Origin of the sequence: Bacillus sp. Brlt_9, from assembly GCF_051948935.1 — a bacterium.
In the GTDB taxonomy this organism is placed as follows: domain Bacteria; phylum Bacillota; class Bacilli; order Bacillales; family Bacillaceae_G; genus Bacillus_A.
Genome location: NZ_JAYJLO010000004.1, coordinates 431,623 through 444,308, shown reverse-complemented (window position 1 = coordinate 444,308; position 12,686 = coordinate 431,623). Strand labels below are relative to the sequence as shown.

Sequence of the window (12,686 nt, the reverse complement as noted above, 5' to 3'; positions counted from 1 at the left end):
TTAGGGATTATCATCGTGATGCTGATGAAGAAGGGCGAAAAAACAATATATAAGGATAAAAAAATATTATTTTTATGATGGATTATTAATTATAGTATTCCTAAATATGGAATATGCGTATAATAATAGAGAGGAACTAGAAATAGGGGTGAATACTATGATTACATTAGAACAAAAGCTAGAGCAATATATACATACATATTCACAGTTAAAGGGAGAACTAAAATGGAAAACGAGTGATTCTCGAACAGGAATGATGATTGCTGCTATGTATACAAGTAGTGATAAATTGTTTGATCTTGGACGTTTTTTAGAGATTAGTAGTTATATTAAGAATCAGGTGGGGATGTTTTCATACTTGAAGTCTTATCATCGCTTTGTGGTGGCCGCAACTTTACATATTCACTTTACAGATTATAAGAAAGCTTTTCGGGAGTTTTTAGATTTATATGAACAATTGGTTGCTGGTGGTTTTAGCCGAAGTATATTTACTTATCTCGCAGCAGCTGTGCTTTTAACAGAAGAAAATGAACAGCATGGCACGCACATTCAGCGTTCGATGCAAGTATATAAACGTATGAAAGAGGATCATCTTTTTCTTACAGGTACAAATGATTATCCACTCGCGGTTTTACTAGCAGGACAATCAGAGAATATAGAAACACTTATGCGAGTAGAACGTCTTTATCAGAAACTAGCGAAAGCTGGTTTGCGTAAAGGGAATGATCTTCAGTTTTTAAGTCATATACTTTCATTAAAGAAGGATGTCCGTGAAGAAATATTAGTTGCAACATGTACAAAAATTTGGAGTTCGTTAAAACAAGAAAAGGTAAAAGTGAAACAGATGCATTATCCAGCCATCGGGCTACTAGCGTTACTTGAAGATGGAGAAAAAGAGATTCATGCTATTAAAGCATTGATTGAAAAATTGCAGGGGGAGAAATTATTCCGTTGGCATACAGATGCGAATGTTCTTATTGCTATTCAACTGTTCGTAAGTCAGAAAGGTGAGGAAAGTAAAGCGACCAACACAGGTTTACAAACTATGATAGAAGTCCTCATACAAGCACAACAGGCAGCTATGATGGCAACGATTGCCGCTTCATCTGCAGCAACCTCTTCAGCTAGTAGTAGTTCATAATGTGTAACTGCTTATGCTCCTGTAATTTATAACTCCTTTGATAAGGACGGTAAAAAAGCCCATCACTTTCTAATGTGTGATGGGCTAACTATTATTACATAATCAGTATTATTTTTTCGACTCCTTCAAATGTTTGAGTTGTGTAACAATCATAATGCTAATAACAACGAGTAAAAACCATGAGCTAATTTTGCTTAAGTGAACGAGATTCCACGCTTCACGTTGATTTGGATATTGCCATGCTCCGAAAAAAGTTGCAATGTTCTCTGCAATCCAAATAAAGAACCCGATAAGGAAAAAGGAGAGAACGAGTGGCATTTTATATGTAACACTTCGTAATGAAAATTCCACAAATGTGCGAAAGAAAACGATGAATAATAGTACAGTTAATCCCCATCTAAAGTCATATAGAAAATGATGTGTGAAAAAATTAAAGTAAATCATTGCTCCTAGAGGTATGGTGAAAATAGCCCTCGGCCAATGGTACATTTGTAAATGTAATCTTCTCCACGCTTGGCATATGTAACTGGCAACACTTGCATACATAAAGCCACTGTAAAGCGGAACTCCAAAAACTTTTGAATATGCCTCTTCCGGATAACTCCATGAACCGAAATGTACTTTATATATTTCTAGTAAAAGCCCGATAAGGTGAAAAACAGTAATTACTTTTAATTCGTCTTTCGTCTCAAGTCCAGTCTTATACATAATCCACTGCATAAGAAGACATACGATGAGTATGAAATCATATCGATACAACCCTGGAATCGATATGATTTTTGAAAGAGCAAGTGTTAAAAAAATAACGACAGGGAACAAACAGGATAATGCTTGTTCATAAGTAAAATAGAGTAGTTGTTTTATATAAAACATGTTTTCACCTTCTATAATTTCTTGTTTTAATCGAATAATCTGAAGAATAATTAAGTATACTATAGTTCTAAATAATAGAACACAATAATTGGTTTGTTTGAAAAAGTGAAAAAATGTAAAATGAAGTTAACTTAATGTAGAGGAGATGTGCCAATGTCAGCGCTTATTGTAAGTATCCCGTTTAAAAAACAGTTTATGGAACAAGGGGATAAATAGGCTGAAATAATTATCCCCGTTATTTAATAAAGGGGGGAGTTTGAAATGACAATGAATCTTTTTCGAAATAAAACGATTAAATTATCAGCTATGAGAGAAGCAGACGCTGAAGTAATGGCTATGTGGCAAGAAGATAGTGAGTATTTAAGAAATGTCGATACAGATGTAGCATACCCGCAATCTTTACAGGAAATAGCAAGTGATGGTCTATTAAAGGGGCGAAGATCGAATAGTGTTTCTTTCATGGTAAGGACAGTTCAAGATGATCGCTTAATTGGTTTTGTTGCAATTCATGGCATAGAGTGGAATAACAGAACGGGTTTATTAGCCATTGGTATAGGAGATGCAAATGATAGAGGGAAGGGATATGGAAGAGAAGCGATCCATCTTATCTTAAAATATGCTTTCTATGAATTGAATTTGAACCGCGTTAGTCTGGATGTTATTTCTTATAATAAAGCAGCTATTGGGTTGTATAAAAAGATAGGTTTTCAGATGGAAGGCTGTATGAGGGAAGCAGTTCAAAGGGATGGGAAGTGTTTTGATCGTATCATTATGGGGATATTGCGGGGGGAATGGATGGAGTTGCAAAAATAAAAGTGATGATATGAATAATGGACTAAAAAGGAAAACTAGGTAGGTATTAGTTTTCCTTTTTTATTTTTAGTTCTAATTATATTTTCTTATAAATAGTTTGTATCCTGCGAATAAAAGAGTACAGCCTAAGACAAATGTTAACATAATCCCATTTGAAAGATTAATAGAAGGATTAAAAACTAAAGTCGCTGTTTCGCAAGTGAGAACACTGTGAATATTCACGTAAGTAAATGGGTTGTAAGGAGAAGAGAAACTTTTCATTCCGATAAAAGTTATAATACCTACAATAGACGTTGTAATACTTAGGCTTTTTAGTACAAGTGATGAAATGTAGTAAAAAGAATATAGAAAAAATGTTAGTAAAACAGTTAGTAATAATACTTGTCCAAAGTAATTTTTCAAAGTGATAAAGTGAAATTGATCTTTAATGGGATTTAAACTATTATACTCACTGCCAAATGGGTTAGGCTCTGATCCTTCATATATAAGGACTGGGTAATTGAAGCTCCCGACTTTTTTCGTAAAATAGCTACATAACAAAGGAATAAGTAGCATTAGTAAAACAAAAACAAGTGTAGAAAGGAATCCACTAAAATACTTTGTTATAAATAATGATTTTCGCTTAATAGGCAAAGTATAGTAAAAGTGCAAACCACGCTTCTTATTATTCATTTCAGAAGAGATATTGTTTCCAAAAATAAAGCATCCCAATAAAATGAGTACTGGTATATAGTAGTACTGGATTATTTGATATAAAAATAAAGAACCAGTTGTGCCATAACGCATAGTACTCTTTTCCCATTGTTCTAAGGCACTACCTGTAAATTGATCATAAATTGTAAATAGGAAGGGGGTATAAATCGTATTTTGAATGAATGGTTCAGCTTTAATTTTTTTCAGTAATACTAATTCTTCCAACGTTGCTCGTGGTGTAAATAAGGAAATATTTTGTTTCTCAATTGAGTAATGGAATGTGTTAGTGCCTTTTGAGTTCTTGAATATAAATTGTAATTCACTTATATTTTCTTCATATATTTCTTGCCAATTACCTTGAGAATAGTTCGCAATCCATTTGTTCTTTTTTGAAAGAGATTGCTGCGCTTCTTGAATAGCTAATTTATTTTCTGTAATTTTTTCAACATCGCCATTCTTTTCAGCTTCAATCTTTTGTAATTCTAATTCTTTTAAAATCTGCTGCGAAATGTTAACACTATTTTGTGCAAATGACAAATTCCCGCGCTGGATATCTTTCGCGACAGAATAATTTAAGAAATATAAGCTACTAATGAAAAGAATAGAAGTTAGTATTGCAATCCATGTTGTTTTTTTCTTGAAATATTTTTTGAATTCAAATTGGAAGAGTTGTTTCATATTACACATCCCGCTTTCGATTCATGCATATGGCACATAGTAAGAGCAAAAATGTACTTCCAATTAACACCACTGCACCTAATGGATAATATCCATTATTATCTAAAATGACGTGATCTATTTGTTGATAGGAAAGGGGAGATAGAAACGGATTAAAGCCGATTTTTGATAAAATGAAACCACTGCTCAAAATAAAGGTGAGAATTAAATATGTAACAAGAGTATTTCTTATCCAAAATCCAATGAGCACTAATAAGGAAATAGCTACAGTGGAATAACATAGACTGTAAGTGAGGGCTGTTTTTAAGTATGTACCTGAACTAATAATAGTTTCTGTTTTTGTGAAAAGCGGGTAATTAAAAATATTACCGGTAGATTTTCCGAATATTATCGGTAGTATATAAGACAGTGAAAATACTAGTAAAATCCATAGAAGACTAACAACAAGTAAACTGAAAAATTTTATTAAGACATAGTGACTACGAGAAATAGGTAAAGTATAGGCTAGCTTAATTGTATGGTCTTCAAATTCTTTCGTAATGACTGTACCTAGTAAGAGTAGTAAAATAAGAAATCCTGGGGCATTGAGTAGTAGTGAAATTATTTTTTTCATAAATAGAGATGGTTGAATGGAAAGGTCAAGGTCTTCTTTTGGCAAACTTTGTTGTAATAAGTTTTCATTCAGTTGGATTGCTTTTTTCATATCTATTTCGCTAGCTGAGAAGCCCCCTTCTACTTGTTCAAAGTGCATAGCTAAGTCATACACTTTCATTTCAGTCTGTAACTCATTTTTCCACTTGTTATCTTTTACTTCTTGTATAAGTTGATTTAAATGTTTTAATAGCGGAAGTCCGATCTCTAATCGAGATTCAATTTTTGCGTTAGGTCCTTTTTTTAATGTTTCTTGATCCCCTGTAACTTGATTAGAAACTTCTGTTTCGTATTTAGAAAATAATTCAATTTTTTTCATTTGGACTACTTCTTGTTTAAGCGCATTATGAAGAAATAACCCGCAAATGATTAGTATAGTAGCAATGATTAAAGTAAAGAGAATATTAGAGTAGAGCATTTTTTTAAGTTCAAATAGAAATATTTTCATGTCGTATCACCACATACATGAAATACTTCTTCATATCTTTTTTCAGAACCGATAACTTCTTTTTGAATATCAATAATATTAATGTTATGAGAATAAAATAGATTAATAAGGTCTTGGATAGTGTGGTGTTCTAATTGGATTCGAAGACTTTTCTTAGTTAATACTGCTTGTACGTTTTCTTGTAATAAAATGTGTTGTGCATGTTTTAAATTTGAAAATAAGAAGTGATAATAAATTTTTTTGTACTTTATCATATCCTCTTCTATTAATTTGCCGTCTTTTAAAAAAAGAACCTTCTTTGTAACACGGTCGATTTCTGATAAATTATGAGAAGAAAGAATGATTGTTGTACCTTTTTCTACTAAGCGTAATAAAATATTTCTCATCAGTATCGCACTAGTTGGATCCAAACCATTCAGAGGTTCATCAAGGAACATAAGCTTTGGTTTGTTTAAGATTGCCATTGCTAAGAGAAGGTGCTGTTTCATACCTAAGGAGTAATCTTTAACTTTCCTCTTCGCATAACTTTCCATTCCTACATATTTTACAACTTCATTCATGCGTTCTTTTGAAAGTTTTTGCACATCACAAATGAATGTAAGATGGTCGTAGCCATTTAAATAGTCATATAGTACAGAATTGTCCTGTAAAAAAGAAACGTCTTTAAACACTGAAACATCTTTGTTAGATTTTCCTATCAATTCAATATTTCCGGATGTAGCGGGCAAAAGGTTGGTAACTACATTTAAAAAAGTAGTTTTACCAACACCGTTAGGACCTACTAAAGCCCAAATTCCTGGGGAATTAATTGTGAGGTTAATTCCATCTAATATTTTTTTATGTTTGTAACTTTTGGATAAATTATTGATAGATAGAATAGTCAACTAGAATTCCTCCTCTTTAATGAATTGGTATAAAATGTAATTATATCATTAATTATAACTGGAAATTCAGACTTATAAAGAGGTATAGTTACAAATTTAAGTTTTTCTAAATTTAATTCTTAAACCTATTATATGAATAATTTAGAAATGAGAGTGTGAAGAAAGGAAAAAGAACACTTGTTGGAGAATTTTTACAATGTGTCGATTAGAGAAAAGGAGTTATGAAAAATGAATTTAGAAAAAAGTAAACCAGTAAATGAAGAAGTCGCTGAATTAAAGGAACTAATTAAAGAATTACACGGAAGTGTACATCAACTTCAAAGCGAAGTGCAGCAATTAAGGCACGAAAGACCGGTTGTTGAAGTGCGAAAGGGTGTTCAATTATCACCAACAATCATCGGACAAATTGGCGGTATGATATTAGGTGGGTTAGCAATTATCGGTATATTTTGGTGAACGAAAAAAGGTATGCAATTTAGAGCTGCATACCTTTTTTATTGTCGTTATTTGTCGGTAAGTCGATATTCTTTGTCGAATCGTTGATATATTCGAAGAAACGATCGATATATTTTAAAAATCGTCAATATAATTTCACGTACTATAGCTTTTACATTAAATAACGTAAATATATGTAAGCATGTGATAGCAATAGCGCAATAATTGTTAACGGTAAACCAATTTTTAAGAAGTCCATATACGAGAAAGCATGTCCTTCACGTTTTGCAATACCTGCAACGACTACGTTTGCGGATGCTCCGATTAACGTACCGTTTCCTCCTAAGCAAGCTCCAAGAGATAACGCCCACCATAGTACTTCGATTTGCGGAGAATCGACAGATAGTCCGAGTCCTGTAGCTAAATCTTGAATAAGTGGTATCATTGTCGCGACAAATGGGATGTTGTCAATTGTCGCAGATGCGATGCCGGATACCCATAGGATAAGTAACGCAGCGAAACCGATGTCGCCATTTGTTACGTCAAGTACTTCTTTTGCGAGTGAAGAAATAAGTCCGATATCAATTAACCCGCCAACGAGAACGAATAGTCCAGCGAAGAAGAAAATAGTTACCCATTCAACGTGGGCAAATACATCTTCAATATCATGTTCTTTCACACCTATTAGCATAAGAAGTGTAGCGCCTGTCATCGCGATAACGGCAGCGTCTACATGAATAATCGAATGAAGTACAAAGCCTAAAATAGTTAGTCCTAAAATTGAAATGGATTTTAAAAGGAGGCTCTGATCTTTAATATAATCTTTTTCATTCAATGCCATTAATATTTTAATTTGTTCAGGTGTTGTTTTTAGTTTATTGCGATACATAAAGTAAATAATGCCAAGTGTTACGATAGAAATAATAATTACGATTGGAGCTAAGTTCAGTAAAAAGGCATTAAAATCTAAATGCTTATTTGCCGATCCGATCATAATGTTCGGTGGATCACCGATTAATGTTGCTGTTCCGCCTATATTTGAAAATAGCACTTCTGAAATCAAATAAGGAACAGGGTTTACTTTTAAAATACGTGTAATGGACAGTGTAACAGGTACGATTAATAAGACAGTTGTTACGTTGTCCAAAAATGCTGATCCGACAGCGGTTAATAGGGATAGCAATAATAAAATGCGAATCGGTTTTCCGCCAGCTGCTTTTGCCGCTTTAATGGCGACAAATTCAAATACGCCTGATTGACTCGTAATATGTACGAGAATCATCATCCCAATTAAAAGGGTAATCGTTTCCCATTGAATATGTGATGTGAAAGCAGTATGTAAATCTACAACTCCAAAAATAATCATAATAGCAGCGCCGAATAGTGCGATTACAGCACGATTCAATTTCTCAGAAATAATAAATCCGTACGTGACTAAAAATACGGCAATTGCAAAATAATATTGCCAATTTGCTACTTCATGTGCTGACTGTTCCAATCATGTCACCTTCTTTAAAGTATGTATTCAATTGTCAAAATGTATCTCGCTTTATAAATACGGGATAAAATATATTGTAGCAAATTCAAAAAAGAAAGAAAACTATTTAACAAAGTGAAGGAAAAGATGATGATTTTACATATGATATAAAAAAATAAAGAAACACAGTGCAAATTATTAGGAAAAGTAGGCGCTGTCCTCTAATATAGAGATAGCAATTTACATTATTTTTGCGTAAAATGGTTTAAAGAGGTGAATTCCGATGGAAATAGTAAAAGATAGTTCTCTTATTCAAAATGAAATTGAACGTTTTGTAAATAAAGATGTATATATTCATTTAGAAACAACGAACGGAGCGTATGCGTCACACTTTAACGAAAAGATGATGACAGTTGGAGCATTCATTCGAAATGCAATTATCCGCTTTGAGCGCGGGAAGATTACTGGAACGAATCCATACCGAGTTGGTCTAAAGATGGATCATGGCTGGGTATATGCAGAAGGTATTACGCACTGGGAAGTAGACGATAAAGAGCGTTTATTACTTGCAGGGCATGATAATCAAGGTCGCTTAGCAGTTGCACTTGAGTTAAGCTTAACACCATTTAAGTAAGAAGGAGGGAAACTTATGGAGAGACATGTACTTGTTGTATTTCCGCATCCAGATGATGAAGCATTTGCTGCGGGAGGAACAATTCGCTTATTAACAGATCAAGGAGTACCTGTAACGTATGCGTGTGGTACTTTAGGACAAATGGGACGTAACATGGGGAAAAACGTATTCGCTAACCGTGAAACGATTCCAAATATCCGTGAAAAAGAATTAAAAGATGCATGTGAAGCGATGGGGATTCAAGATTTAAGAATGCTTGGTTTCCATGATAAAACGTTAGAATTTGAAGATGTTGATTTCGTTGCAGATAAAATTGAAGCAATCATTCAAGAAGTAAATCCATCTCGAATTATTACATTTTATCCAGAGCACGGCGTACATCCAGATCATGATGCATTTGGCCGCGCTGTCGTTCGCGCTGTATCACGTATATCAAAAGAAGAACGTCCAGTCATTCATGCAGTTGCGATTACGAAAAATCGCGAAGCTGTACTAGGTGAGCCGGATGTTGTAAATAATATTAGTGAAGTATTTGAACATAAATTAGCTGCACTAGGTGCACATCGTTCGCAAACAGAAGCGATGCTTGAAGAAACGCATGCAAAAATAAAGAATAAAGATGCAGCAACATTAAAATGGTTGCAACTTGAACAATTTTGGACTTATAAATGGGAGTAGGCTAGAAGAGAACCTTCTAGTAGCTCTTACATAGAAAAAGCACCGTCATTTGTGACGGTGCTTTTTTAGTGAATACTTTTTATTCTCCGCTATTTGCGAGTAGCATTCACTTTATCTCGTACTCCATTCTTTTACGAATTCATCATGATATACTTCGCTCCAATGGTATGGCTGCAACTCTTTTAAAGGCTTGAAAACAATATCTTGTTTAGAATTTGTAATAGCGCATAGTACTTCTGGTCCCCAATAAAATAAACGTTCTTGGCACACACCACAAGGAGATAATACTTTTAATTCAGAATGCTCATTTTCTCTTGCAAGACAAATCGAATGTGTAACTTTCTTATGAAATTTATGTGCTTCTAAAATAGCACCTGTTTCCATACAAAGTTCTGTTGAAGCGTTTATTACGTCAGGGGCCACACTTGTATAAATGGATCCATCTTCTACACGGATTGCTGCAGCTCCGCCCCAACCATGTGGGTATCTTTGGTCAATTAAACTTTTCACTGCATCATATAATTGTTGTTTAATGCTCAATTGTAGTTCCTCATTTCTACTTAATTTTCGGTTCAATGACTGTTATTTTTTGGTAACACCATTAAAAAAGAATAGACACTCAATTTCAAACTATGAATGTAAGAATTACTTTTCATCTGCATACTTTTCCTCTAAGGCAATTAATAGAGGAATTGATATAGTTACAATAATGATTAAAGTGGTTATAAAAGATTTAGAAAGAGAAAAAGAACCTTCGATTAAAGGTGATAAAAACTTGAATGAAAGTATACTTGTTATTAAGGAAACTACTAAAAAGCTAAAAAGAGACACATTTTTATTTTTGATAGATGTTTCTATAAAATCTTTAAGACAGCTTATGACGACAAATATAGTTAATATAATAAGAGAAATAAAATAATGTGTTACATTTGTCATACTAATAGTAGGATCGTCTATTATGTAAGCAAGTAACTTAGATACTAACATACCTCCAAATAATAAAATAATAAAAGCAAGTAATCCTTCCGATGTATAAGTGCTGAAATTATCTTTCTTGTTAAAGAGTTTATAATTCAGAGTAGATTGGCTTATTTGAATTAGGAATAGGGTAATAATCCACACATAATATACAATTGGTAATTCTCCTGAGAATAGAGCAATTAGGAAATTTATTACTGTCCTTAAAATTTCAATCATTACAAAAATCCTCCTGTTTGTAAGCTTTGCGAAATTAGAAATATGCTAGTCTATCGTTTAATAATTAGAACTATTAATTCAAACTATTTCTAATTATTCCATAAAAAGGTGGTAGCATCAAGTTATCTTTTTAACTAATACTCTAAGGCCAAACACTAGAAAAAGAATCGCAATATGTAATATAATTGAAAAAGTATATTTTAAAATCAATGTTAATATTACCCTCCTATAAGTATTAACATACGTAATTGAGGTGTTTTCTTTGTTGTTTTATGATCGCATTTCTATAATGGCCCCTCCTGTTCCGTAGCTTAGGAAAGTCTTTTTATTTCTGAGATTTTCAAAGTTATAGGAGGGTATGAAAAATGAAAAAAGTCTCAGTACCATCAATTTTGTTAATGATTATTCTTGTGGCATTTCCGCAAATTAGTGAAACGATTTACACACCGTCTTTACCTGACATTTCAAAGGCGTTACATGTAAGTAATAATGAGGTACAGTTAACGCTTAGTGTGTATTTTGCTGGATTTGCTTTAGGTGTATTTTTTATTGGATGGTTATCGGATATAATTGGCCGTCGCCCAGCAATGTTACTTGGAATTGTCGTATATGGTGTAGGGAGTTTCTTATGCTTTATTGCAAATTCCATTGAAGTTTTATTGCTAAGTCGTTTTATTCAAGCGTTTGGAGCAAGTGCTGGCTCTGTTGTTACACAAACGATTCTTCGTGAAAGTGTAGAGGGGCATAAGAGGCATGTTATGTTTGCTCAAATCTCGGCAGTCATTGCTTTTACACCAGCGATAGGACCGTTAATTGGTGGCTTTCTTGATCAAATGTTTGGATTTAAAATCGTATTTTTAAGTTTAGTAGTTATGAGTATCGGGATTTTTCTGTATACGTTTGTTTCTCTTCCGGAAACAAAGACGGACTCAGTAACGAATAAAATAAATGTGTTTTCAGTCTTGAAGAGGTTAATTACAAATCCGAAAGTAGTAACATATGGGTTATTAATTGGAGGAGCGAATGGTGTTTTATTTAGCTATTATGCAGAAGCGCCGTTTATCTTTATTGAATACTTTCAGTTATCGCCTAGTATGTATGGACTTCTAGGAATCGTTGTTGCTTCTGCTTCTATTATTGGAGCGAAAGTTTCAAAACGATTGCTTGCTACGTATAAACCAGAGAAAATTATATATATCGGTTGTCTCGTAATGACAGGGGGAGCTATCCTTTTATCTGTAATTACGTTTGTTGGATCAAATCCGAATGTAATATATATGATTGGATTTTTAGTAGCGATGTTTATATTGCTATTAGGAATTGGTATAGCGTTGCCTAACTGTTTAAGTTTAGCGTTAGTGGGTTTTCAAGATGTTATTGGTACAGCGGGAGCATTGTTTAGCTTAGGCTATTATGCAATTGTAACGATGACAATTTGGGGAATGAGTCAGCTGCATACGGGCTCGTTACTGGTGATGCCGCTTTATTTTCTCGCTTTAGTATTTATCATGATGGTATTTACTAGAGTGTTTATTTTAGGTAAACAAACTTCAAAAACAATTTAAATATGAAATGGTAAAAGGGTCTCATTTTTTAATGAGGCTCTTTTATATTTTATCCTGCTGTTTTGAGGAAATAAGATTCCTGCTTCAAAATTGGACTGGACTAAAGAAAATAGTAGTTTATCAATATATTAAATTTCTGGTTGGTATATGAATTGGACGTGTGGGAAATTACGTTATTAACTATAAAGATTGAAGTACATGAGATGTGAAGCCGAGGAAGAAATACTTTCCTCGGTTATTTATATTGTAATAATATTCATTCTGGAATCATATTGAATAGATGTATTTTATTGTTAATTTAGTTAAAAATTAATCAGACTTACGTATAATGATTTATCGAAAAAATAATTGAATTTTTCAGATAAATGAATTAATATAAGGTAAGTAATTTTAAGATTTATAGAATATTGGAAGATGAAAGGTTTTGAGAATTTTGTAAGAGGCAAAAAACGATTTTAGGATAGCTTTAAAGTTAGTCTGAAATGACGTTTGCTTCATCATTTTCAGGGCCGAAAGGAA

Annotated in this window: 13 protein-coding genes; 6 read left to right on the top strand and 7 right to left on the bottom strand. The window is 33.1% G+C overall.

Annotated elements, in window-relative coordinates; all coding sequences use genetic code 11:
* Nucleotides 1-106: 106 nt before the first annotated feature.
* The gene (locus tag VF726_RS18805; RefSeq protein ID WP_440171053.1) at nt 107-1,141 is read left to right on the top strand and encodes a DUF4003 domain-containing protein; all 1,035 of its coding nucleotides are present in this window, start codon (nt 107-109) and stop codon (nt 1,139-1,141) included.
* A 108-nt stretch (nt 1,142-1,249) separates the two neighbouring features.
* Here VF726_RS18805 and VF726_RS18800 read toward each other — a convergent pair whose 3' ends face one another.
* The gene (locus tag VF726_RS18800; RefSeq protein WP_440171051.1) at nt 1,250-2,014 is read right to left on the bottom strand and encodes a DUF817 domain-containing protein; all 765 of its coding nucleotides are present in this window, start codon (nt 2,012-2,014) and stop codon (nt 1,250-1,252) included.
* A gap of 261 nt (nt 2,015-2,275) precedes the next feature.
* On the opposite strand from VF726_RS18800, the gene VF726_RS18795 reads away from it, so the two are divergent.
* A complete protein-coding gene (locus VF726_RS18795; RefSeq protein ID WP_440171048.1) occupies nt 2,276-2,827 on the top strand; it encodes a GNAT family N-acetyltransferase in 552 nt (183 codons plus the stop codon).
* Nucleotides 2,828-2,899: 72 nt separating this feature from the next.
* Here VF726_RS18795 and VF726_RS18790 read toward each other — a convergent pair whose 3' ends face one another.
* From VF726_RS18790 to VF726_RS18780, 3 genes are all read right to left on the bottom strand, one after another.
* Nucleotides 2,900-4,198: an ABC transporter permease subunit gene (locus VF726_RS18790; RefSeq protein WP_440171046.1), complete on the bottom strand. Its 1,299-nt coding sequence runs from the start codon at nt 4,196-4,198 to the stop codon at nt 2,900-2,902.
* Between the two features lies 1 nt (nt 4,199).
* Entirely contained in the window at nt 4,200-5,168 is a 969-nt protein-coding gene (locus VF726_RS18785; protein WP_440171043.1) for an ABC transporter permease, read from the bottom strand.
* A 125-nt stretch (nt 5,169-5,293) separates the two neighbouring features.
* A complete protein-coding gene (locus tag VF726_RS18780; protein ID WP_440171040.1) occupies nt 5,294-6,181 on the bottom strand; it encodes an ABC transporter ATP-binding protein in 888 nt (295 codons plus the stop codon).
* 228 nt (nt 6,182-6,409) lie between these two features.
* On the opposite strand from VF726_RS18780, the gene VF726_RS18775 reads away from it, so the two are divergent.
* Nucleotides 6,410-6,637 (top strand): hypothetical protein, encoded by a 228-nt coding sequence (locus VF726_RS18775; protein ID WP_002033458.1) that lies wholly within the window; start codon nt 6,410-6,412, stop codon nt 6,635-6,637.
* A 151-nt stretch (nt 6,638-6,788) separates the two neighbouring features.
* On the opposite strand, the gene VF726_RS18770 is transcribed toward VF726_RS18775, so the two are convergent.
* Nucleotides 6,789-8,114, bottom strand: a complete 1,326-nt coding sequence (locus VF726_RS18770; protein WP_440171037.1) for an ArsB/NhaD family transporter — start codon at nt 8,112-8,114, stop codon at nt 6,789-6,791.
* Nucleotides 8,115-8,376: 262 nt separating this feature from the next.
* Between VF726_RS18770 and VF726_RS18765 the strand changes: the two genes are divergently transcribed.
* Both VF726_RS18765 and bshB2 read left to right on the top strand, forming a co-directional pair.
* The gene (locus VF726_RS18765; protein WP_000407039.1) at nt 8,377-8,727 is read left to right on the top strand and encodes a YojF family protein; all 351 of its coding nucleotides are present in this window, start codon (nt 8,377-8,379) and stop codon (nt 8,725-8,727) included.
* A 15-nt stretch (nt 8,728-8,742) separates the two neighbouring features.
* The gene (gene bshB2 / locus VF726_RS18760) at nt 8,743-9,405 is read left to right on the top strand and encodes a bacillithiol biosynthesis deacetylase BshB2 (RefSeq protein WP_440171034.1); all 663 of its coding nucleotides are present in this window, start codon (nt 8,743-8,745) and stop codon (nt 9,403-9,405) included.
* Between the two features lie 111 nt (nt 9,406-9,516).
* On the opposite strand, the gene VF726_RS18755 is transcribed toward bshB2, so the two are convergent.
* Together VF726_RS18755 and VF726_RS18750 are read right to left on the bottom strand one after the other, a co-directional pair.
* The gene (locus tag VF726_RS18755) at nt 9,517-9,945 is read right to left on the bottom strand and encodes a cytidine deaminase (protein WP_440171032.1); all 429 of its coding nucleotides are present in this window, start codon (nt 9,943-9,945) and stop codon (nt 9,517-9,519) included.
* A gap of 105 nt (nt 9,946-10,050) precedes the next feature.
* The gene (locus VF726_RS18750; protein ID WP_440171030.1) at nt 10,051-10,602 is read right to left on the bottom strand and encodes a DUF5823 family protein; all 552 of its coding nucleotides are present in this window, start codon (nt 10,600-10,602) and stop codon (nt 10,051-10,053) included.
* 365 nt (nt 10,603-10,967) lie between these two features.
* Here VF726_RS18750 and VF726_RS18745 point away from each other — a divergent pair, with 365 nt between their 5' ends.
* A complete protein-coding gene (locus tag VF726_RS18745) occupies nt 10,968-12,167 on the top strand; it encodes a multidrug effflux MFS transporter (RefSeq protein WP_440171027.1) in 1,200 nt (399 codons plus the stop codon).
* Nucleotides 12,168-12,686: the final 519 nt, after the last annotated feature.

Bases quoted from the DNA above. Each gene is read 5' to 3' on its own strand.
- VF726_RS18790 (WP_440171046.1), bottom strand. From the start codon at position 4,198: ATGAAACAACTCTTCCAATTTGAATTCAAAAAATATTTCAAGAAAAAA.
- VF726_RS18795 (WP_440171048.1), top strand. From the start codon at position 2,276: ATGACAATGAATCTTTTTCGAAATAAAACGATTAAATTATCAGCTATG.
- VF726_RS18745 (WP_440171027.1), top strand. From the start codon at position 10,968: ATGAAAAAAGTCTCAGTACCATCAATTTTGTTAATGATTATTCTTGTG.
- VF726_RS18750 (WP_440171030.1), bottom strand. From the start codon at position 10,602: ATGATTGAAATTTTAAGGACAGTAATAAATTTCCTAATTGCTCTATTC.
- VF726_RS18805 (WP_440171053.1), top strand. From the start codon at position 107: ATGGAATATGCGTATAATAATAGAGAGGAACTAGAAATAGGGGTGAAT.
- VF726_RS18775 (WP_002033458.1), top strand. From the start codon at position 6,410: ATGAATTTAGAAAAAAGTAAACCAGTAAATGAAGAAGTCGCTGAATTA.
- bshB2 (WP_440171034.1), top strand. From the start codon at position 8,743: ATGGAGAGACATGTACTTGTTGTATTTCCGCATCCAGATGATGAAGCA.
- VF726_RS18765 (WP_000407039.1), top strand. From the start codon at position 8,377: ATGGAAATAGTAAAAGATAGTTCTCTTATTCAAAATGAAATTGAACGT.
- VF726_RS18800 (WP_440171051.1), bottom strand. From the start codon at position 2,014: ATGTTTTATATAAAACAACTACTCTATTTTACTTATGAACAAGCATTA.
- VF726_RS18785 (WP_440171043.1), bottom strand. From the start codon at position 5,168: ATGAAAAAAATTGAATTATTTTCTAAATACGAAACAGAAGTTTCTAAT.